Source organism: Sedimentisphaera cyanobacteriorum (assembly GCF_001997385.1).
GTDB lineage: Bacteria > Planctomycetota > Phycisphaerae > Sedimentisphaerales > Sedimentisphaeraceae > Sedimentisphaera > Sedimentisphaera cyanobacteriorum.
In genome coordinates this window covers 843,404-865,977 of record NZ_CP019633.1, presented here as the reverse complement: position 1 = coordinate 865,977, position 22,574 = coordinate 843,404, and the positions used below count along the sequence as shown (strand labels likewise).

Sequence of the window (22,574 nt, the reverse complement as noted above, 5' to 3'; positions counted from 1 at the left end):
TTAAATGAGGTGAGAAATGAATCCAGCAAATGATAACAGAATTGTATTAACCCTTGATGCAGGGGGAACGAATTTCGTTTTCTCTGCGATGCAGGATATGAAGGAAATAGTTGAGCCGGTAAAACTGCCCGCCTTCGCAGACGACTTGGATAAGAGTCTTGGTTCGATGGTGAAGGGTTTCTCTGAGGTGATCGAGAAGCTCCCGCAGAAGCCGGCGGCAATCAGCTTTGCTTTTCCCGGCCCTGCGGACTATCCCAACGGTATTATAGATAACGTAGGCAATCTTCCCGCCTATGCGGGGGGAATCCCTTTGGGCAGCTATTTGGAAGAGAAATTCCAGATACCCGTATATATAAACAACGACGGGGATTTGTTTGTTTACGGGGAGGCGATTGCCGGCTTCCTGCCTAAGGTCAACAGTATGCTCGAGAATGCAGGCTCGCCCACACGCTTCAAGAATCTGTTCGGCATAACAATCGGAACAGGCTTCGGTGCGGGGATAGTTTCAAACGGAGAGCTCTTCATAGGCGACAACTCCGCAGCAGGCGAGATATGGATCACCAGAAACAGCAAGTACTCCGAGTGCTTCGCTGAAGAGGGCGTAAGCATAAGGGCGGTAAAGAATAAGTATGCAGAGCTTGCGGGGATATCGCCGCAAAACGCTCCCGAGCCAAAGGATATTTACGAAATCGCCAACGGCAATCAAGAAGGCAGTAAGCAGGCAGCCCTGGATTCGTTTGCCGAGCTGGGTGAGATTGTTGGCGATTCGCTTGCCAACGCAATCACGCTTATAGACGGGATTATCGTAGTAGGCGGCGGGCTTTCCGCTGCGTACGATATGTTCATAGATTCAGCGTTGAGGCAGATGAACGGAACTATCAGCAGCTATGCAGGCGAGCCCAAGCCGAGAATTATTCAGAAAACCCTCGATCTGGAGAGCGAAGAAGGGCGGAGGGAATTTATCGAAGGCAAGGTTAAGCAGCTGAAGGTCCCCGGGACTGATAAAGAAATTCCATACGACTCTATGAAACGTATTGGAATCGGCAGGGCCGTCCTCGATACAAGCCGAGCCATCGCAATAGGAGCATACGCTTATGCACTGAGTGAACTGGATAAAAGCTGATTATACAAGAAAGGATTATCAAATGATAAACAGACGTGATTTTATGAAAGACGCCTCTATGATTACCGCAGGCATTGCTGCGAGCGGCGGTATGGCTTTGGGTGCTGATGAGCAAAAGTTTGTTTCACAGAGACCGGCTCCGAATAAAAGAACTTTTAAAAGCTCAGCGGTTGAGAGTACTATTGATGAGGTGAAGGCCTTTATTAAAGACCCCGAGCTGAGCTGGATGTTCGAAAACTGCTATCCAAACACCCTTGATACAACAACTGATTTTGAAATGATAGACGGCAAACCGGATTCATTTATAATTACAGGTGATATTGATGCGATGTGGCTTCGTGATTCAACGTGTCAAGTTTGGCCTTATATGCCTTTGATCAAAAAGGACAAACACCTGAAGATGATGATCAAAGGGCTTGTAAATCGTCAGACAAAGTGCGTGCTTTTAGACCCGTATGCAAATGCTTTCTATAAAGATATGGACAAGCCTTCACACTGGGAAAGCGACAGGCCGTCGCCGAAAGCAGGGGAGCACGAGAGAAAATGGGAGATCGATTCTCTGTGTTATGTAGTTCGTCTTGCAAATGAATATTATCAGATAACAGGCGATATGAGCTGTTTTGACAGCGAGTGGGATAAGGCTATGCGTCTTATTGTAAAGACATTCAAGACAGAGCAGAGGAAAGACCATTCAACACCATACCGTTTCAGCAGGGAAACGTCCCGTATGACCGATGCCCCAGTTTTCGACGGTACAGGAAGGCCGATTAACCCAGTTGGGATGATATGCTCTATGTTCCGTCCTTCCGATGATGCTACTGTGCTTCCTTTCCTGATTCCCTCTAATCTTTTTGCTGTTCAGAGCCTCAGACAGCTTGCTGATTTGTACAATAATAAGCTCAACGACAAAAAATTTGCTTCAGAATGCAGCGCGCTTGCTGATGAAGTGGAGCAGGCTGTGATGAAATGGGGCACAAGAGAACACCTGCATTTCGGTAAGATATATGCCTACGAGGCAGACGGGTACGGCAATCATCTTTTCATGGATGATGCAAATGTGCCGAGCCTTATATCCCTGAACTATCTGGGCTATCACAAAAGCTCAGATCCGATTTACCGGCGGACTAGAGAATACCTCTTGAGCAGCTACAACCCTTGGTATTTTGAGGGAAGCGCTGCAGAAGGCTATGGCAGCCCTCATACAGGCAAAGAGTCGATCTGGCCTATGGGAATCATCCTGAGAGCACTTACAAGCAGCAATTCCGAAGAGGCTGCTTTATGCCTGAGAATGCTCAAAAATACGCATGCAGGTACCGGTTTTATGCATGAATCTTTCAACAAGGATAATCCAAAAGATTTTTCAAGAAGCTGGTTTGCATGGGCAAACACACTTTTCGGTGAGCTGGTAATCGAAACTTACAAAAAACATCCGCGGATTTTGAAAAAGAAAAACATTTGACCCTTTCGAAAGGTAATTGAGATGCTGAAGGGAATAAATCGCTGCTGCGTTTTTATGCTGGCTGTTTTAACACTTTTCTGTTTTGTTTCTTACGCCCAAGTTGAGTACGACCGTTCATACTCTCCACTGAAAAACGGCGGTGCTGAACGCCAGCTTTCCGGCTGGGAAACAGAAGCTTGCGAATCTAAAGAAATCCCAAATAGCGGGGATAGGTGTTTTGAATTAGATGTTAAAGCAGGCAGCCGGGCTCAAATGCGTTCTGATCTGATCAACATAAGAAGATCAGAAAACTTCTGCTTAGAATACAGCATGAAAGCTCAGGACTATTTCAATGAAACAGCATCTCTTTACCTTATCGTTCGCTCCTACGGCTCACAAGGCGAAAATGTGCTTTCTGCGGATAAAAGGAAACTGAGGGCTCAAAACAAAAACTGGGAACAAGGCAGCGAAAAGTTTGCAGCTCATCCCGGGGCATATTTTGTTGATGTGCAGTTTTCAGTTAGAGGCTTTTCAGAGGATGAAGCAGGAATTCTGCTTGATGAGATAGCCCTATACAGGGAAATCGATTACGACCCTCTCTACGGGGAGATTAAACCGATTTCAAAAGGTGATTCACTGATTACCTTTCCGATGCAGAGACGTTCTAAAGGGGCTGTTTCGATAGCGGTTCAGTCTTTGCAGGGTGTTACTGCCCGGACAGAAGGGCCGAAAATATGGATGGATACTGGCGATGAAACCTTTCTTAACTACCTCAAAGAGCAGTTCAGAATAAGCTTAGACCGCTCTTATGAAAATGATTTCCCAGGACTTCTTAAAGCGATGAAGAAATACACCTCGGGAAGGTATGTCCTTTACGACCTTGATTATAAGCCTTCAATTTCAGCTGCTAATACGATGGCGGGGCTCAAAGATGCTGCTGCTGTGGATAAAAGCCTTGAAAAGACTTTCATTGAAGCTGGGTACAAGCTTGCTGCAGATGTAAGCAGAAAGGACTGTGAGTGGGTATATAATAATTACAGAGAGCAGATCAGGGATGCGGCGATAATCGTTCATACAAATGATATGCGGCGTCATCCGAGCGTTTTTCATCTGAAGGATTTCGCTCCGGCTGTGAAGGCTTTGAACTGGTGGCACAGTGATGAAGAGCTTTCCCGCAGCGTGTACAGGAGTATGGAGCCTGTGAGCCCAGTTTACGGCTGGCAGGACGGAACCACCTCGGATGAAGGGCTTACAGTAAAGCTGCATTCTGAGGAAGGGCTCTTCCAAATGCCTTCAGACTGGATGGTCAATCTCTCTGTGCACGCTTCAACCGGCCCGGCTATGAAAAATCAGAATTTCAAGCAGAAGGTTTCCAGAGATAAGCCTGAAAACGAGAAAAACGTTCATTACGTAACTTTCATAATGAGCGATATGGATAATATTCTAACCGAGATCGGTTCAAATTCATTTTTCTCTGAAGAAAAATTCTATGCAAACGAGCATAGAGGCGAGTTCCCGATGAGCTGGGGGATGGCGCCCTCTCTGGTAGAGCTTTCGCCGGCGGGCGTAGATATGTGGTATGATGCAGCAACGGAAAATGATGCATTTGTGGGATACTGCGGGCTCGGGTATTTCTATCCATACCACGCGCCTTATATGCAGACCCATGCACAAAGGCTTACGGGTTTTCTCAAAAGGGCAGACCTCCGCACACTTCTGCTTATAGACAGAATTATGCCGGAAAGCAGGCTGTCTCAAGACTATTACGATAAGATAAAGTATTTCACTTCCTTAGATCAGCTGAGAGGTTTCTTTTTTATGGAATACGTGAAATACGCACCTTACAACGGCAAAATACTCTGGTTCGACGGCAAGCCTATGGTCTGCGCACGCTTCGATTTCAGAGATGAAAAATTTTATTCCGCAGTTCGCTCAACCCCGGAAGAAATTGCAGACAGTATTAACGAACTGCCTGCAAATCCGAATATTCCGGAAGGCTACACGTTTGTAACTGTGCATGCATGGAGCAGAGGCATGGACGATATACGAAATACTATTAAAAAGCTTGATTCAGATGTGCGGGTTGTTAACGCAGAAGATTTCATAGAACTTATCCGGTTGAATGTTGAGCATTGATTCCCCGCTGCCTGTCATATAGTTTCAAGTTAGGATATTTCGCATTTCTGATTAGTTTTTCCGCAGCTGAACCCTGCGAATTTTTCCGCTGATAGTTTTGGGCAGGCTCTCAGCAAATTTCACAACGCGGGGGTACTTGTATGGAGCAGTAACGTCTTTCACGTGTTTCTGAAGCTCTCTTACAAGCTCATCGGAAGCCTTATAATCCTTAGTGAGCACTACAGTAGCCTTAACCGCTGTTCCCCGGATTTCATCGGGCACGCCCGTAACCGCGCACTCTAAAACAGCTGGATGCTCTAACAACGCGCTTTCCACCTCGAAAGGCCCTATCCGATAGCCGCTGCTTTTTATTACATCATCTGCTCTGCCGACAAACCAGAAATATCCGTCTTCATCTTTCCAAGCAATATCGCCTGTGTGGTAGCAGTTATTATGCCAGCTTTGATCTGTTCTTTCCGGCTCGGAACGGTATTGCGTAAAGAGGCCGGCAGGTATGTGTACAGCGGTGTCGATTACAATCTCACCTTCCTCGCCCGGATCACATTCTTCTCCTTCTGAGTTAATCAGCTTAAGGTCGTAGTCTGGATTCGGTTTGCCCATAGAGCCGGGCTTGGGCTGAGTTTCGGGGAATGTAAAGACAAGGGGGGTGGTTTCTGTCTGTCCGTAGCCTTCCATAAGTTTGATTCCCGTGTAGCTCAAAAACTTATTGTAGATTTCCGGGTTCAGTGGCTCACCCGCTACCACGCAGTATTTGATGTTAGAAAAGTCGTATTTCTCCATATCTTCCTTTATGATAAAGCGATAGATCGTAGGCGGTGCGCAGAATGTATTAACTTTGTATTCAGATGCCTTTTTCAGCATTTTTGCCGCATTGAATTTTTTGTAATCGTGTGTAAACACAGCGCTGCCTGCTATCCACTGGCCGTAAATTTTTCCCCATACGCATTTCGCCCAGCCGGTATCGGCTACTGTGTAATGAAGCCCGTCATCAATCACATTCTGCCAGTATTTTGCAGTTATTATATGCCCGAGGGGGTAGTTGAAATTATGTTCAACCATTTTCGGATAGGCAGTGGTCCCTGAGGAGAAATAAACCAGCATAGCGTCCTCGCCGCAGGCTTTCATTCCGCCTTCAGGACGTTCAAAATCGCGGGAAGACTGCTCGATTGCCTCGGTGAAATTTTCCCACTGCTGATTCGGAGCTTCTTTCAGGCAGCTTTTAATTTTAACCAGATCTTTGAAAGATTCATGCGCCGCATCGATTTGATTTATAAGCTCAGGGTCGTTATCGCTTACGACCATCTTTATCTGCGCCTTATCAAAGCGGTACTCAAAATCTTTTTTCTTCAGCATATGGGTAGCGGGAACTGCAATAGCTCCAATTCTGTGCAGTCCGAGCAGGCAGTACCAGAATTCAAATCTTCCCTTAAGAGTGAGCAGTACGCAGTCTGCTTTGCCTATTCCTCTGGAATGGAAATACGACGCTGCCCGTTTGCTGTATTCGCTCATCTCGGCGAAGCTGATTATCTTTTCGTTATCATTATCATCCACCCACACCAGCGCCCGTTTCTCAGGCGAATGGTCTGCATAGTAATCAACTACATCGTAAGCAAAGTTGAAATCATCAGGTATTATAACCTTGTAGTTTTTGCGGAAGTCTTCGTATGATTTAAAGCTGGTTTGCTTTAAAAATTTGTTTAAGAGGTTCATCGGTTCTCCTGTTTTTACATTACTATCGCCAGGAAGACTGCTTCCCTGCCGTTCATTGCCTGCATTGAGTGAGGACAGCTTGAGTCGAAATAGATTGAATCGCCTTCAGAGAGGTGAATTTCATTATCGTGTATCATAAGCCTTACATTGCCTTTGAGGACATAGTTGAATTCCTGTCCTGCATGTGCGGCAGGATTAATTTGTTCCTCTCCAGCATCCGGGCGCACTGTAACGATAAACGGATCGGCCTTTTTGTGCAGGAATTCTGTTGCGAGGGCTTCATAATCGTACTGTTTGCGCCGGTCTATCTGCACCCCTTTGCCTTTTCTTGTAACGCTGAAAAGATGCATTTTTGCTTCTTTTCCTGTTAGCAGTACAGAGCTGTCAACGCCTAATTCATCTGCAATTGCAAGAAGGATGCTTGCGGGCATATCTTTCTCGCCTGCCTCATAACTTTGGTAAGTTTGTTCATCGATTCCAAGCCTTGAGCACATATCTCCGGGGCTTATGTCCAACAAACACCTGAGCTCGCCTACTCTTCGGGCTATTTGCTTAATCTTCTCACGCATAATAATCCTCCACGCAGAAAATTTATCTGCGGCTAATAATTTTAATCTTCAAAGGCAAAGTAATCCAAGGCCTTTTTATAGAATTCCCTGCCTTTGTTCAGTTCTTCTTCTGTAATGCTCTCATCGGGCTTGTGGCACATATCCGGTCTGCCCGGGCCAATCACTGCAATGGATTCGCTCAGCTGTTTTAGATAAGGCGCATCGGTTGTGAAAAATATCGGCTGCGGTTTGCATTGTGCCAGCTGCTCAAGATCTTTTACAAAATCATCATCAGAATCAGTTTCGAATGCATCCACGTATCTTTCGGTTTCAGTTTTGAAGCTTATCCCCTCAAGCAGCCTGCTAATTTCCTCCATAGCAGAATCTCTGCTTTGCCCGGGCAAAAGCCTTATATCCGCCCATATTCTGCATTCATCGGGTACTACATTTGCCGCAGACCCGCCGTTTATCTTGTTTATGCTGATGGTGGACCCTCCAAGCAGAGGGTGGGTTTGTTCCGCAAATTTTATCCCTGAAAGCCTGCCTACAGCTTCAGCCATTTTAACAACAGCATTCTCACCCTCATGAGGTATAGAGCCGTGAGCTGTTTTGCCGGAGGTTGTGATTTTGAGCCATAGAAGGCCCTTGTGCGCTGTAACGAGCTTCATGTCAGTAGGTTCAGGGACAAATATTCCCCTCAGTCTGCCTTTCAGCTGTTTTTCCTTTTCGGCAAAACGCAGTATTCCGCAGCTGTTGGTTTCCTCTCCCGCTGTGGCAGTGAATATGATATCTCTCTTGGCAATTTTGTTCTCAGCAATTTCCGCTATTGCTGCAGCGGAAGCTGCCAGAGGGCCTTTCATGTCGGCTGCGCCTCTCCCAAAGAGCTTGCCGTTTTCTTCTCTCAGAGTGAATGGAGGACTGTGCCAAGAGCTTTTTAAGGCAGGGACAACATCCAGGTGGCCGGCTATGAGAATCCCGCCTCCTGATTTTTTGCCTTTTATTCGGGCGGTTATGTTGGTTCGGCTGCCGTCCCACTTATCTATTTCACAGTCTATATTTCGCTTGCCGAAGAAATCCGCGAGAACCTCGGCGGACTCTGTTTCGCCTTTGTCTGCGGTTGAGTTTGCTTCAATCAGATTTTTAAGAAGTTCTTTCATAATCAATATTATTATCTCTGCTGTCCTGTTGTCAATAATCAGCGTTTTTCTCTGTTTTTATTCCTTCCGCGGGGCTTAATGCCTCTTGCACAATTTGTTATATTCGTTAAAATGCCTCGCTCGCAAGTAGGCAGATTATCATTCTGCTGTAATTAAATTTGGGCTTAAAGGCTTATGCAGGATATTACTAAATCAGCTCCGAAGCCGGACGAACATTATATGCTTGAGGCGATAAAGCAGGCGCAGATTGCAGAGGAGGCTGGAGATGTGCCGATTGGAGCATGCATTGAATATGAGGGTAAAATTATTGCCCGTGCCTGCAACCAGCGGGAACTGCTGAAAGACCCGACAGCCCATGCAGAGATGATCGCCATAACTCAGGCCTCCGAGTATATCGGCTCATGGCGGCTCCACGGCTGCACGATATACGTTACGCTTGAGCCGTGTACAATGTGTGCCGGAGCGATGGTGCTTGCGAGAATGGACAGGCTCGTTTATGCCTGCGACGACCCGAAAACCGGTGCAGCACGCTCACTGTACAATATAGTGCAGGATGAAAGGCTGAATCACAGGCTTGAGGTTGCAAGAGGGGTTCTAGAAGAGCCCTGCTCTATAATGCTCTCGGATTTCTTCAAAAGAAGACGTGAGCAGACAGCAGAAAATAAAAGGCTTCAGAAAAATAATAACTGAAAAGATATGGAGAGATGTCCGAGCGGCTGATGGTGCACCCTTGGAAAGGGTGTGTGCGGCTAACCGCCGCACCGGGGTTCGAATCCCCCTCTCTCCGTTAATCATAACGCCAGCATATCATTTCTGCTGGCGTTTTCTTTTATTCTATTGCAGGAGCCATTGTGCCGTAAGTTCGCTGAGTTTCTGGAGGTTGAAGCTTTCCTCCCAGCCTAGTGCCAGCTCGCTGAAATCCAGCATATCAACTCTCTGGTCTTCGTTTAAGTCTGCAGGGTAAGCGGCAAAACTTCCGAAAGCGTCAACTATTACTTCTATTCCAGAGCTTGCTGGGTTTTTGTCATCGGTTACGCGCACCATTAATGTATGAGTTCCGTAAGGCAGCCAAGGGGTTTCGTAAAGCTGAGTGAAGTACTGAGCTTGGCTGGAATAGCAGTCTATTTCTGTTTGCAGAACGGAGTCTAAGTAAATGCGTGCAATTCCGAGATCTTTGCGTTTAACGCCGTAATAAACGGCCTTTGTGCCTGTAAATGTAAACTCAGCCCATTTCCAAGGAGTATTACAGAAATGCTCTGTATTCTGATAGCTTGGGTTTCCTGTCCATAAACCCCATCCATCTGAATATTGAACTGCCGGGTCAGTATCATCTGTTATCTGCTGGGCGGAAGTGTCTTTCTGCCATACCCGCACATATTCAACCTCCGCATCAGTCAGAAAACCGTTGGGCTGAGACTGGAAGTCGCCGTCGCCAAAGCTTGCTCCGTCTGAAAGCCAAATATACTCGCCAACCTGAGGGATCCATTTTGCGTTTGTATACTGTGTTTTGAGCTGGCCGTCGTAATAAATCTTCAAATAGTCTTCCGTCCATTCGAGCCCGTATGTATGGAAGCCTGAATGAATTCCTGGAGCATTCCAGCGTTTTGTGTTTGCCTGCTTACTGCTTCCGTAGCCGTCGATATGCACAACTGATTTGGTGTAATCGCCAACCCATGCAGACTCGAACACATCTATCTCAGCACCGTCTGCTCCGGACCCGTCAACATTGCCCATATTATCGCCCTGAAACCAGAATGCCGTATGCACGGCCTTTGATGTATCAGCATTTTTCATACGGACTTCATAATATCCGTATCTGGGCTCGTAGAGATTGTTGGTATTAACAGACCCGCAGTAAAGCGTGTTCCAGTCGTGTTTCTCAGCGCGAAGTATAAGCTTTCCATTCCCGTCAAGAAAAGCATTGCCCGCCTTCCACCACCAGTCGTGTATTCCTTTATCCCATCGGGGATTTCGGCTTTTAGAGCTTACCTGCCTGCTCCATTTCGAGCTGTCCAGCTGACTGCCGTTGAATTCATCGCTCCATACCAAATCCCATCCAGTCCCGCCGGAAGCAGGCTGAGAAGAGAGAGGGGTTGAATCATCTATCGATGCGGATAAATAACCCTGCAATAGCAAAACTGCTGCCGCAGCTGCACAAATGCCCTTTTTCACGCCATTGCCTTTCAAAGGATTTAACATTATTCGTTTTCTGCAGTTTTCTGCTCGATAGCTTTCTGCCTTAGCTGTTTCATTTTTTCGAGTTTTTCCTGAGTATTTTCACCATCAGTGGCATTTTGTTTATTCGCTGCGGAATTATCGCCCGAGGGCTGGGCATCACTATTATCCTCTGCGAGCTGCTTTTCAAGCTCTTTCACCTTGCCCACCGTTTGAATGAGCATTTTCGCGTAGCCGTCTATCGTTTTCTTGTTTTGGTTTATTGTTTCTTTCAGTCTGGCTATCTGCTCATCTTTTGCCTTGAGCTGGTCTTCTTTATACTCAGGCGACATCTTCTCAATCTCGGATTCATATTTTTCTTTCAGCTTTTCTATCTTAGACTCGTACTGCTTTTGCTGAGATTTGATTTTCTTTGATAGCTCTGCGTTTTGCAGCCTTAGCTGAGATATCTTCTGGCTCTCACTGCAGCCGGCAGCCAGAACAACAAACAATGCTAAGACGATAAACTTTACTGCTTTTGCCATAGTATTAACTCCTGTAAATTTATTCTTGATTAACAGAGAATATTTTATTTTGAACTCCCCGCTTTTTCAATCAAAAACCATTCAAACAAGGTTCTTATTTTGCAAAACGCAAAAAATAATCCATGTTTCGGTATTGCTGTTGTGCTGATTTGCTGTTTTGAGTGCAGATGCTATCGTAAATGTTGAAGATTTTGCCCCAGCGATTATAATTATGTATTGTTTATTGAGGGATATAAAATATGAGATACGAACATCAAGTTTTTCGCGTAGCCACAGACAGGCATTGTCAGATGAAGGATATTACTCAGCCGGTAATGGATTTTGTCAGACAGACAGGCATTAAGAACGGCAGGGTAACTGTTTACTGCCCGCATACAACAGCCGCAATAACAACAAATGAAAACGCAGACCCTGATGTGCAGAGGGATATACTTTTCGCTCTTGAGAAGCAGTTTCCAAGAGATATGAAGGGATTCAAGCATTGCGAGGGCAATTCGGACGGGCATATAAAGTCTTCGCTTGTAGGTGTTAGCGAGAATTACATAATATCAGACGGAGCGCTTGCCCTTGGTACTTGGCAGAGCATATTTTTCTGCGAATTTGACGGGCCGCGAACAAGGAAGTTTATGGCACTTGTAGAAGGATCTTAACTGGAATAATAAATGGAAGAAAATAAACAGCAGAATGTTGCGCAGGTGATAAAGGATTCTGCGCAGGACATACACGATAAGATTGTAAAATCACAGAAGCCTACAATGACAACGCCCCTGCGTTCGCTCTCGAACGTTGCCTATCACGAAAAGAAGGGACACTTCCAGATGAGAGGCAAGAGCAAAATACGAACGCTCACTGTGGGGACAGTGAAAACCTTCGCTCAAACTCTCAAGATGATGGCGCTTTCAAAGGAGCTTATCGACACCGACGATATGGCTACCAAGAGGGAAGCCTACTATATCTCCAAAAACTGGGGTAAAGCCGGTTTCGATGAGCAGTCTGAATCTGATACGATAATGGATGATGTCGAAGCCACCTTCAAGATCAACAGAGAGAAGATGAAATTCTTCCCTGAAGAGAAGGGCGGGTCGGTTGCAGGCAGGCTGCTTGTATATGACAGAGACCATGAAGGCTCCCGTCTGGAAATAGACTGCACTAAATTCGGCTCGGGTGCATATTCAATCCCCAACGCAGTTGAGGAGCTGGAATTCAAGAGCAACGCAGACTTTATCCTCGCAATAGAAACAGCCGGCGCATTCCAGAGGCTCCTTCAGTACGGGTTCTGGGATTCAAAGAACTGTATCCTGATAAGCATGGGAGGCGTTCCTACCAGAGCATGCAGGCGTTTTATCAGAAGGCTGTCTGAATCGCTTGAAATACCAGTGTACGCATTTGTGGACGGAGATCCATACGGATACTTCAACATATACCGAACGCTGAAGGTTGGTTCGGGAAATGCTGCGCACTTAAGCGAATTTTTCTGCGTTCCCGGGGCAAAATTCCTCGGGGTTACCCCGCAGGATATTATCGATTACAAGCTGCCTACCCATAAGCTCAAAGAGATTGATATAAAACGCGCAAAAGACGCCCTTAAAAACGACCCGTTCGTGAGGCATTACAAGCAGTGGCAGAAAGCTATAAATCAGATGCTTAAGATGGGCGTTCGTGTGGAACAGCAGGCCTTCGCAAAACACAGCCTCGATTTTGTGGTGAATGAATATCTGCCGGAAAAACTTGCAAATACGAATAAATTTTTGCCTTAAAGGTTTGATTATGCATATAAGCAGTCAGTTTCTAACAAGAGAACAAATGCGGGAGTATGACAGGAAGGCGATAGAGGAAAAGGGCATCCCCGGAATGCTTCTTATGGAAAATGCAGGAAGAAGCTGCGCTGAAAAATGTGTAGAGCTGGCCGGCGGAAACGCTGATTTTTCAGTCGCTGTTTTCGCAGGGGGAGGAAACAACGGCGGCGATGGGTTCGTTGCTGCAAGACATTTGCACCTTAAAGGTGCTGAGGTTTGTGTGGTGCTTACGGCAGATGAATCAAAGATCTCAGGGGATGCAGCCGAAAATCTGAAGATAATAAAGAAAATGGGGCTGCAGATTATTCATACCTTGGATTCTGAAAATCTGCGTTCAATTATTGCCGCAAGAGATATAATCATAGATGCACTGCTTGGTACAGGATTCAGCGGCTCACTGCGGGAGCCGGTAAGAAGCATCATAAGCTTGATAAATGAATCTGGTAAAAAGGTGCTTGCAGTTGACATACCCTCCGGGATGGACTGCAATACTGCCGATGTTGAGGATATTGCAGTTAAGGCTGAGGCAACGGTAACGTTTGCTGCAAGGAAAAAGGGCTTTGCTGCGGATAATGCTGCTGAATATACAGGCAGGATTACTGTGGCAGGGATAGGCGGATAATTGAAAAATATTTCATATACTTGGCTGGCTGTTGCTTACTAAATCCGGAAGAATACAATCTGCTTATCGAAAACATTCGATAAGATCCGCTTCAGCATCAGTTATAGGCAAGGTAGTAGGCAGCTACTGCCTTCTCTCTCAGCCGCTTCAGCTTTTTGTTATTGATGCAGGCGCTACCGACTTTTACATCGGCCTTATCAATTCTTCTATATGGCTCGGAAGCCCTTTTTTTGTTATGGGCATATATGTTATGTACCGCTTGGGCAAGCGCAGGGCACTTTTATACTGTTCAGGAGTGATTTCAAGCATTCTCGCTTTGCCTATTGTGTTTGCCCCCCTGATTCATCATTACAAACTGATGCCTGATGCGTCAATGCTGTATTTAGTTTTCGCAGCTGCGGTGCTTCATTCAATTTTTGAGAGTCTGGGCGGTGCCTCTTGGTTTCCAATGCTTCAGGACAATGTTCCCAAACGTGCTGCCGGCAAATTTTTTGGTCTCTTTCGCAGGCGATGGCAGATAGTACTTATGACAAGCACCTTGCTGATATCTTTCTTCTTAGGCGAAGATCCTGAATGGTGGAAGTTTTTTGCTGTATTTGCGGTGGGGGAGCTGTTTTTCCTGAGCAAAATAATCTCTCTGAGCGGCCTCGCAGAAAAACCGCTCAGTGAAGAAAACAAGAATATAAGCCCTCTCAGCACTGTGAAGTCTGTGCTGAAAAATAAGCCGGTAAGAGATTTGTGCATTTATATTAGTATATACAACATTGCTGCCTATATGCCGTTTGCATTTTTTGTTAAGTTTTTGAAAACCGCCGGCGCACTGAGCGGTTCTATTATCGCCGCTACTGCCATGGTTCCTCTGGGGGCGATTATCAGCCTGAAGTTCTGGGGTGTAATCTGCGATAAATACGGCAACAGGCCTGTCTTCACATTTTCTCATATCGGTATGATTTTTACGCTTCTGCTGTGGTGCTTTATTTCCTCCGGCATAATCTCCAAGATAATGTTTTTTATTCTTTTCTGCACATGGAGCATATTTCAGGCGGGCAACGGTGTAGCTCAGACAAGGCATATGTTCTACGTTACGCCGGAGCACAATCAGGCTCAAATATCCATACTGAATTTGATATTCTCTCTTTCGATAGCCCTCGGGTCTCTACTGGGCGGGCTCTTCCTCAGTGGATTAACAAATATCTTCCCGGGATTAGAATCCTCATCAATGAGCTACCGCCTGCTTTTTGCTTTCTCTGCAGTTCTCTGCATCATTCCGCATTTTCTCCTGCGGTCTGTCTCTCTTGAGCAGGACTGGAAGGGCAGAAGGGTTTTTGTTATGTTTATCAGCTCGATGCGTTCAGCGATAGGGGCATTTGTTGTAACTAAATCAAACGAAGATCAATAATTGTGCCCGCTTTTCCGAATTTGCACTCAAAGCTGATTGAACTGTAAGTTTTCGTATATATAATAGTTTAAAGGAAACTAACCTAAATTTTAAGGATAACTCCACGCATTTTGGCGGAAATAATTTAAATGAAGAAAAACAGTTTTGACCTCTTAGAGATGGATGAAATAGACGAAATAATTTCAGAGGAAAACGGAAGACATTCCGAACCTCCTGAAGACCAGCAGCTTCCTGAGGAGATGAAGCTTCTGCCTGTGAGGAATGCTGTGTCATTCCCGGGGACAGTTGTGCCTCTTGCAATAGGCAGAGACCGAAGCCTTGCGCTCCTGGACGAGCTGGATTCAGAGGAAGAAATAATCGGACTGATTACACAGAAAAAATCTGATGTGGAAAATCCCAAGGCCAAAGACATATACGATATTGGAACCGCAGCCTCAATTCTCAAGGTGATTCGCTCACCGGGGGGCGGGGCTACCACAATCATAGTACACGGCCTCACTCGGTTCAGAATTGATGAGGTTGTCCAGACAGACCCCTTCATAAAGGCAAGGGTGAGCAGGGTTGAGTCAAAAGGGCGGCTTACCAAAAAGCTAAAGGCCATGATGGTAAACGTTAAGAAGATGGCAATCAAGGTTGCTTCTCTCAGCCCCAATGCTCCGGAAGAGGCCTCGCTGGTGATTGAGAATATCGACGACCCCGGCTCGCTTGCTGATTTTGTTGCAGCTACGCTTAACGTATCTACAAAAGAAAAGCAGGAATTCCTCGAAGAGGAAAGCTTTAACAAACGCCTTCAGAAGGTGTCTGTAAGTTTGGCAAATCAGCTTGAGCTGCTCGAACTGAGCGACAAGATTCACGGCGAGGTGCGTCAGGCGATAGACAAAACCCAGCGAGAGTATTTCCTGCAGGAGCAGCTGAAGGCTATTCAGTCTGAACTGGGGCATGATGATAAAATGCAGGGCGATTTGAGCGCGCTTACAGAAAAGGTGAAAAATACCGGTATCCCTGAAAAGGTTGAAAGCGAGATTCTTAAAGATGTTGAAAGGCTCAAAAGCATTCCGCAGGCCTCGCCGGAATACAGCGTTATAAGGAATTACGTTGAATGGGCGTGTGATCTGCCATGGAAGATACAAACCGAAGATGCTATTGATATAGATAGGGCAGAGCAGATTCTTGAACGCGACCACTACGGCCTGAAAAAGGTGAAGAAGAGGATCCTCGAGTTCCTTTCTGTACGCAAGCTCAACCCCCATGGCAAGAGCCCGATTCTCTGCCTTGTAGGCCCTCCGGGAGTTGGTAAAACGAGTCTCGGGAAATCAATAGCGAATGCCCTGAACAGGAAATTCATAAGAATAAGCCTCGGCGGGATGAGAGATGAGGCTGAGATCAGAGGCCACAGAAAGACATATATCGGGGCGATGCCCGGCAGAATTCTTCAGGAGATTCGCAAATCCGGCACAAATAATCCTGTGTTTATGCTTGACGAGCTTGATAAGATAGGCCAGGATTTCCGGGGAGACCCAGCCTCTGCTCTGCTGGAGGTGCTCGATCCTGAGCAGAACAATACTTTCACCGACTACTACCTCGACCAGCCGTTTGACCTTTCAAACGTGATGTTTATCGGAACAGCTAACTACACCGATCCAATCCCGGACCCGCTCTACGACAGAATGGAAACTATAGAGCTGCCAGGGTACACGCAGGTGGAGAAGCTAAACATCGCAAAGAAGTATCTGGTTAAGAGGCAGGTGCAGGAAAACGGCCTCAAGCAAAGCCAGTTTTCTATAAGGGATGAGGCGATAAATCTATTGATTGAAGGCTATACATCTGAGGCCGGCGTCCGCTCTCTTGAAAGGCAGATTGCGGCTCTCTGCAGAGCCGCTGCTACGAAAATTGCAAGGGATGAAGCCAAAAAGCTTACCTTTACCAAGAAAAAGGTGGGCGAAGTGCTCGGGCCGGTCAAATACGAATCTGAGATAAGAAACAGAACCGGAAAGCCGGGAGTGGCTACAGGCCTCGCTTGGACCCCTTACGGGGGCGAGATACTCTTTATCGAATCGCTCTCCGTTCCGGGCAAGGGAGATTTAACCATAACCGGCCAGGTTGGCGATGTTATGGAGGAAAGCGCAAAGGCCGCCTACAGCTATATTAAGTCTATAGCGCCCAAGAATAAAATTGATAACGACACCTTCAAAGACTATGATTACCATATTCACGTACCTGCAGGGGCAGTACCCAAAGACGGGCCAAGTGCCGGGGTAGGTATGTTTGCTTCGCTTTTCTCGCTGGTTCTGGGCAAAAAAATCAGAGCAGACCTCGCCATGACAGGTGAGATTTCGCTTCAGGGGAATGTCCTCCCGATAGGGGGGCTGAAAGAGAAGGTTCTTGCAGCAAAAATGGCCGGCATAAAAACTGTCGTCCTACCTTATAGAAACAAGAAGGATATGCCGGAAGTTCCCGAGGAAGCAAAGAAAGACGTGGAATTTGTTTTCGTTAAAAGAGTTAATGAGCTTAAAAAGTTTATCTTTGCTGAGTGATCGGGATATTAAGCGTGTTTATAGATGAAGCAAAAATATTTATTAAGGCCGGAGACGGCGGAGACGGCTGCGTAAGTTTTAGGCGGGAGAAATTTCTCCCCAAGGGCGGCCCGGACGGCGGAAACGGCGGGTCAGGCGGAGATGTAATTTTCGAGGCCTCGGAAAGCGTTGATACCCTTACCGATTTTGCAGGCAGGCATCATTGGCGTGCTGAAAACGGGATGCAGGGTGAGGGCAGCAATAAAACCGGAGCAGACGGAAGCGACCTTGTGATACAAGTGCCTGCGGGAACTTTGATTTACGATGCTGATACCGAGATCTTACTCAAAGACCTTAATACATCGGGCGATAAGGTAACTATATGCAAAGGCGGAAAGGGCGGTAAAGGCAACAAATTCTTTACCAGCAGCATCAGGCAGGCGCCCAGAATCGCAGAGCCGGGAGAAGATGGACAGGCAAGGAATTTACGCCTTGAGCTCAAGCTGATTGCTGATGTTGGTATGGTTGGCCTGCCCAATTCGGGCAAGAGCACACTGGTTTCAGTATGCAGCAAGGCAAGACCGAAAATTGCAAATTATCCCTTCACCACGCTCAATCCTGTTTTGGGAATTGCCGAGCTCAGCGGGTACCGCAGGTTCGTGATGGCTGATATCCCCGGGCTCATCTCAGGAGCGCATAAAGGTGCAGGGCTGGGGCATGAGTTCCTCCGCCATATCGAGAGGACTAAAACAATTGTGCATTTGATAGATATCTGTCCAATGGACGGATCAGACCCAGCAGATAACTACAGGCAGATAAGGGATGAGCTTGAGAAATACAGCCCAATGCTCGCTGAGAAGAAAGAGCTGGTAGTGGTGAACAAAACAGACTTGCTCCAGTCTGATGAGCCTGTAAGAGAGCTAAGCAGAAAGCTCAGCGGCTGCGAGATAGTTCAGGTTTCCGCTGCAACGAAGAAAGGCATAAATGCCCTTAAAGAAAGACTCTGGAAACACATCCAGCAGCAGGAAGAAAAATCAGCTTAAAGAAATATCGCAGATTATTATGAGATTGATAGACCACCACGCACATCTGACTTCAGAGCAGTATCACGGCAGCCTTGATGAAATAAATTACAGGGCAGGCAAGGCAGGAGTAGAGAAGATTATCACAGTGGGCACAGACCTTCAGGACAGCCTTGAGTCTCTTGAGATTGCACAGAAATATGAAAATGTTTTCTTTACTGCCGGCTTCCATCCGCATGAGGCAAAATCGGCTGATGATCAAAGCCTTGAACAGATAAGGCTTCTTCTGCGGGAAGATAAGGCAGCTGCATTAGGCGAGATCGGACTTGATTACTACTACGAATTCTCCTCGAAAGAACAGCAGAAAAACGCCTTTGCCAAGCAGCTTGAGATAGCCGTCCAGGAGAATATGCCTGTTGTTATTCACTCCAGAGATGCCTTCGAGAACACCGCAGAAATCCTTTCTAAATACTCAGAAAAACTGCCCGGAATTGTTATCCACTGCTTTGGTGAAGGGCCTGAGCAGGCGGAGTATTGCCTCAAGCAGGGCTGGTATGTTTCTTTTACAGGTGTAGTAACATTCAAGAATGCAGAGAGGACAAGGCAGGCTGCTGCTGTCGTACCTCCAGAGAAGCTCCTTGCAGAAACCGACTGCCCTTATATGTCTCCGGCTCCGCTTCGCAAGTACAAAACGAATGAGCCTTCTTTTATCGTTCATATCGCAGAGAAGCTCGCAGAGGTAAAGGGGCTCGAGGTAAATCAGATGTGTGAGATTCTCTGGCAAAATGCTGAATCAGTGTTCAGAATCTGAGCCTTCATTTTCCGCTTTGCTTTTTTCCGGTTTCGCTTCTTCAAATCTCTCAGACCTTGACTGAAATTCCTTGAGAAGCTCAGTTGTATCCAGCCCGAAATGTGTTCGAACAAGGTAGAACAGCTGAAACATAAAGCTCAGGCAGTAGCCGCTGAGGTCCGTTAATTCTTCGTTGCTGTCGTGGCTTATGTTCATCCCGCCTTCCTCGCAGTATATCCTTGAGAGGAGGGTATGTATGTCGATATGCACGGCATCGTTAAACTGAAGAAAACCGCGTGGATAAACGCCTGAACGCCAGTTTGAAGAGAGCTTATTGAAGATCTCGATCGTTTTGGGCATTGGCGGAGCGTGGAATTTACGTTCCTTAAGCTTGATTTTCCTTATTGTATCTTCAAGCTCCCTGCTCTGCTCTGAGCTGACAATCGAGCGGAATTCATACAGGATTCTCAGCTTCTTGTAGAGCGCGTCCTTTTCCCACTGGTCAAATTTCCGCTCTACCGCCTGTTTGCGGTCTTTCTTCTTGTTCTTCGGAGAAACAAGACACCAAGCAATCTTGGCTACAGTCTCGCAGAGAACCCTCAAAAGCGCTTTGGCGGGCATATTGTGGCCGGAGCGGATCAGATCAAGTACGGCATTTGCGTAGTTTACACATACAGCAATCGAGCTTACGCAAACCATATCTGTACGCGTTTCCGGATTGACATTCTGCTCAATCGGCTCTATCGTTTCTATAAACCACTTTTTTATAACAGCGGCATCATAATCAATTAAACTGCCGTTTTTAGCTTCTCTGGCAGTAAAAAAACGTTCCATATATCTCCCAAAAAGCTGCTTGTTTAAACGGCGGACAAGAATCCCGAGGGATTTATCTAATGCGGCCTATTCCAGTTTTGATGCCGCATACTCTTCTGCTGCCTTCAGCGCATTCGGTATTCCTGAAGCATCTTTCCCGCCGGCCTGAGCCATATCCGGGCGTCCGCCTCCGCCTCCGCCTACAGCCGGGGCGGCCTGCTTAACGATATCACCAGCTTTTATGCCCTTCTTGATAAGGTCTTCTGATACCGCAGCCACCATCATCACCTTACCGCCTGCGCTGGTAACAAGGAGAGCAGCTAAAGACTCGCATCTTTTTTTAATGGAATCTGCGCATTCACGCAGCTGTTTATTATCGCCGCATTTTACGTGCGCTGCAATAATTTTCGCGCCGGCAATATCTTTGGCGTTTTCAATGGCTTTATCCGCTTCCTCGCGTACATTTCCGCCCCCGCCTTGTTTGCCGGCATCTTTGATTTCTTTTTTGAGCTTCTTATTTTCGGATATAAGCTTATCTGTTCTCTCGCTGAGCTGGTGGAACGGGACTTTGAGCTTAAAGCAAAGCTCCTCTATAACCTTCTCTCTCTCGCTGAAATATTCGATAAGAGCCCTGCCTGTAAGTGCGGTAATACGCCTTACTCCAGCAGAAATGCTCTCTTCCTTTATAATCTTAAATCCGCCTATCTGGGATGTCCTTGAAACGTGAGTTCCTCCGCAAAGCTCCTTGCTGAACGCATTTTCATAGCTTTCATCTTCATCTCGTCCGATAGATATCAGCCTTACTGTATCTCCGTATTTCTCGCCGAAAAGGGCGGTAGCGCCGAGTTTTTTGGCTTCATCGATAGGCATTGTTGAGCAGGTTACCGGCGAATCTGCAAAAATCTTTCTGTTTACAAGCTCCTCAACTTCACTAATCTGCTCGTTGGAAAGTGCCTTTGAGCAGGTAAAATCAAATCTAAGATAATCCGGGCATACAAGCGAGCCCTGCTGGGTAATGCTCTCGCCCATAACCTTTTTCAGAGCCCATTGCAGGAGGTGTGTGGCTGTATGATTTTTTCTCGAAGAGTTTCTCTCGCCTGACACTGTAACTTCGACCACATCGCCAACTTTCGCCTTCCCTTCAAGGATTTTGCCCTGATGAAGTACGCTATGGCCGATTTTCTCCGTTTTCTCAATCTCAAAAACAAAATTATCGCCGCGTATTTCTCCGCTGTCGCCAATCTGTCCTCCGGATTCTGCGTAGCAGCAGGTTTTATCCAGCAGTACTGCGGTTTTCTCTTCGGTATTTCTCAGTTCGCCTTCGCCTCTGAAGCCGTCTGCACCGGCAAAACCAAGGATCTTTGCCTTGCAGTTTTCGGTGAGATATTTCTCCCTGTCATCAGTTTCAGGCAGCTCTTCACCTTCAAGCTTTCCGATAAGTCCTGATTCTTTTTTTGCGGCTCGTGCTCTCTGCCTCTGCTGCTCCATAAGCTTTTCAAAGCCGTCTCTGTCTATGTCGAGCCCTTTTTCCCTTGCGAGCAGTTCGGTTAAATCAAGCGGGAATCCGTAAGTATCGTAAAGCTTGAATGTGTCTTCCCCGCTTATATATTTTTCAGATTTGCCTGCTGCTGTTTCAAATATTTCAAGGCCGCGGTCGAGAGTTCGGTTGAAGCTTTTCTCTTCAGATTCGATTACAGTTTCCACGAATTCCTGCCTCTGCTTTATTTCAGGGAAGGCATCACCCATAAGCTCAATAAGCGTTGGAACTAATTTGTATATGAACGGCTCTTTGAGCTCGAGTACTCTGCCGAATCTTGAGGCCCTTCGCAGGATTCGTCTCAAAACGTATCCGCGTCCGTCGTTGCTTGGAACTGCCCCGTCTGTTATGGCAAACGAAAGAGCACGCACATGGTCTGCAACCACTCTCATGGCTATGTCTGTTTTTTCAGTGAGTGAGCGGGTGTATTTAATATTTGCCATTTCGCTGATTTCTTTTATCAGCGGAGTGAAAAGATCAGTATCATAATTGCTCGGCTTGCCCTGCAGAACAGCTGTGAGCCTTTCGAGGCCGAGTCCTGTATCTATATATTTTGCCTTTAAGAGCTTTAGTGTGCCGTCGGACTGTCTGTTGAACTGGATGAAAACGAGATTCCAAAGCTCAATAAACCTTGCGCAGCCTGCATTGACGCCGCATTTATGCCCGGGAATATGCTTCATATCGCACATCTCATCTCCCAGGTCTATATGTATCTCGCTTGACGGCCCGCAGGGGCCTGTCTCGCCCATTTCCCAGAAATTATCTTTTCTGCCGAATGAAAGAACCCTTTCAACAGGGATGCCTGTTACCTTGGGCCAAAGCTCTGCGGCTTCTTTGTCGTATTCGCTGCCGTCTGATTCATCGCCTGAGAAGACCGTTGCATAGAGCTTTGTTTCATCTATTCCGTAAACCTCAGTAAGAAGCTGCCAAGCCCATCTGATTGATTCTTCCTTGAAGTAGGAATCGAAAGACCAGTTTCCCAGCATCTCGAAAAATGTATGGTGATATGTATCCACGCCAACCTCTTCAAGGTCGTTGTGTTTGCCGCTTACACGTATGCATTTCTGGCTGTTTACAGCGCTGTCGCAGTCTTTCTTTTTTACGCCGAGAAATATATCCTTGAACTGATTCATCCCCGCATTCGTGAAAAGAAGGCTCGGGTCATCCGCTGGAACAACAGGCGAACTTGGCACAAATTTATGGCCTTTATCTTCGAAAAATTGTATAAATCTTTTTCTGATCTCTTTTGAGCTGAGCATATCAAATCCGCT

General features: G+C 46.5%; 18 protein-coding genes and 1 tRNA gene. 12 read left to right on the top strand and 7 right to left on the bottom strand.

Translation table 11 applies throughout. From position 1 onward, the window contains the following. Positions 1–16: 16 nt before the first annotated feature. From L21SP3_RS03310 to L21SP3_RS03300, 3 genes are read left to right on the top strand one after another with little or no spacing between them, the layout of a single operon-like run. Entirely contained in the window at positions 17–1,123 is a 1,107-nt protein-coding gene (locus L21SP3_RS03310) for an ROK family protein (RefSeq protein WP_077539332.1), read from the top strand. Positions 1,124–1,145: 22 nt separating this feature from the next. Next, complete coding sequence (locus L21SP3_RS03305) at positions 1,146–2,582, top strand: glycoside hydrolase family 125 protein (protein ID WP_077541816.1); 1,437 nt, start codon at positions 1,146–1,148, stop codon at positions 2,580–2,582. A 21-nt stretch (positions 2,583–2,603) separates the two neighbouring features. After that, positions 2,604–4,697: a GxGYxYP domain-containing protein gene (locus L21SP3_RS03300; RefSeq protein WP_077539331.1), complete on the top strand. Its 2,094-nt coding sequence runs from the start codon at positions 2,604–2,606 to the stop codon at positions 4,695–4,697. Positions 4,698–4,748: 51 nt separating this feature from the next. Here L21SP3_RS03300 and L21SP3_RS03295 read toward each other — a convergent pair whose 3' ends face one another. The 3 genes from L21SP3_RS03295 to L21SP3_RS03285 are packed head-to-tail and all read right to left on the bottom strand — an operon-like array spanning position 4,749 to position 8,112. Then, positions 4,749–6,407 (bottom strand): AMP-binding protein, encoded by a 1,659-nt coding sequence (locus L21SP3_RS03295; RefSeq protein WP_077539330.1) that lies wholly within the window; start codon positions 6,405–6,407, stop codon positions 4,749–4,751. Between the two features lie 14 nt (positions 6,408–6,421). After that, positions 6,422–6,976, bottom strand: a complete 555-nt coding sequence (locus L21SP3_RS03290) for a helix-turn-helix domain-containing protein (protein WP_077539329.1) — start codon at positions 6,974–6,976, stop codon at positions 6,422–6,424. A 41-nt stretch (positions 6,977–7,017) separates the two neighbouring features. Further along, entirely contained in the window at positions 7,018–8,112 is a 1,095-nt protein-coding gene (locus tag L21SP3_RS03285) for a M20 family metallopeptidase (protein WP_077539328.1), read from the bottom strand. A 174-nt stretch (positions 8,113–8,286) separates the two neighbouring features. Here L21SP3_RS03285 and tadA point away from each other — a divergent pair, with 174 nt between their 5' ends. Beyond that, positions 8,287–8,802 (top strand): tRNA adenosine(34) deaminase TadA, encoded by a 516-nt coding sequence (gene tadA / locus L21SP3_RS03280; RefSeq protein WP_077539327.1) that lies wholly within the window; start codon positions 8,287–8,289, stop codon positions 8,800–8,802. 8 nt (positions 8,803–8,810) lie between these two features. After that, positions 8,811–8,899 (top strand) — tRNA-Ser (locus L21SP3_RS03275). A 47-nt stretch (positions 8,900–8,946) separates the two neighbouring features. Here L21SP3_RS03275 and L21SP3_RS03270 read toward each other — a convergent pair. After that, positions 8,947–10,242 (bottom strand): glycoside hydrolase family 16 protein, encoded by a 1,296-nt coding sequence (locus L21SP3_RS03270; protein WP_161488077.1) that lies wholly within the window; start codon positions 10,240–10,242, stop codon positions 8,947–8,949. Between the two features lie 68 nt (positions 10,243–10,310). Then, on the bottom strand, positions 10,311–10,811 hold the full coding sequence (locus tag L21SP3_RS03265; protein WP_077539325.1) for a hypothetical protein: 501 nt from the start codon (positions 10,809–10,811) through the stop codon (positions 10,311–10,313). A 239-nt stretch (positions 10,812–11,050) separates the two neighbouring features. On the opposite strand from L21SP3_RS03265, the gene L21SP3_RS03260 reads away from it, so the two are divergent. From L21SP3_RS03260 to L21SP3_RS03230, 7 genes are all read left to right on the top strand, one after another. Continuing rightward, positions 11,051–11,461 (top strand): secondary thiamine-phosphate synthase enzyme YjbQ, encoded by a 411-nt coding sequence (locus L21SP3_RS03260; protein ID WP_077539324.1) that lies wholly within the window; start codon positions 11,051–11,053, stop codon positions 11,459–11,461. A 12-nt stretch (positions 11,462–11,473) separates the two neighbouring features. Then, complete coding sequence (locus tag L21SP3_RS03255) at positions 11,474–12,568, top strand: DNA topoisomerase IV subunit A (protein ID WP_077539323.1); 1,095 nt, start codon at positions 11,474–11,476, stop codon at positions 12,566–12,568. Positions 12,569–12,578: 10 nt separating this feature from the next. Then, a complete protein-coding gene (locus tag L21SP3_RS03250; protein ID WP_161488076.1) occupies positions 12,579–13,229 on the top strand; it encodes an NAD(P)H-hydrate epimerase in 651 nt (216 codons plus the stop codon). 31 nt (positions 13,230–13,260) lie between these two features. Further along, positions 13,261–14,628, top strand: coding sequence for an MFS transporter (locus L21SP3_RS03245; protein ID WP_077539321.1), 1,368 nt, complete (start codon positions 13,261–13,263; stop codon positions 14,626–14,628). Between the two features lie 128 nt (positions 14,629–14,756). Then, on the top strand, positions 14,757–17,162 hold the full coding sequence (gene lon / locus L21SP3_RS03240; RefSeq protein ID WP_227806801.1) for an endopeptidase La: 2,406 nt from the start codon (positions 14,757–14,759) through the stop codon (positions 17,160–17,162). A 14-nt stretch (positions 17,163–17,176) separates the two neighbouring features. After that, complete coding sequence (gene obgE, locus L21SP3_RS03235; RefSeq protein WP_077539320.1) at positions 17,177–18,184, top strand: GTPase ObgE; 1,008 nt, start codon at positions 17,177–17,179, stop codon at positions 18,182–18,184. Beyond that, entirely contained in the window at positions 18,126–18,974 is an 849-nt protein-coding gene (locus L21SP3_RS03230; protein WP_077539319.1) for a TatD family hydrolase, read from the top strand. The genes obgE and L21SP3_RS03230 overlap by 59 nt, the downstream gene beginning before the upstream one ends. Here L21SP3_RS03230 and L21SP3_RS03225 read toward each other — a convergent pair. Further along, positions 18,957–19,787: a DUF5677 domain-containing protein gene (locus tag L21SP3_RS03225; RefSeq protein WP_077539318.1), complete on the bottom strand. Its 831-nt coding sequence runs from the start codon at positions 19,785–19,787 to the stop codon at positions 18,957–18,959. The two genes, L21SP3_RS03230 and L21SP3_RS03225, sit on opposite strands and share 18 nt — an antisense overlap. A gap of 66 nt (positions 19,788–19,853) precedes the next feature. Further along, positions 19,854–22,562 (bottom strand): alanine--tRNA ligase, encoded by a 2,709-nt coding sequence (gene alaS / locus L21SP3_RS03220; protein ID WP_077539317.1) that lies wholly within the window; start codon positions 22,560–22,562, stop codon positions 19,854–19,856. Positions 22,563–22,574: the final 12 nt, after the last annotated feature.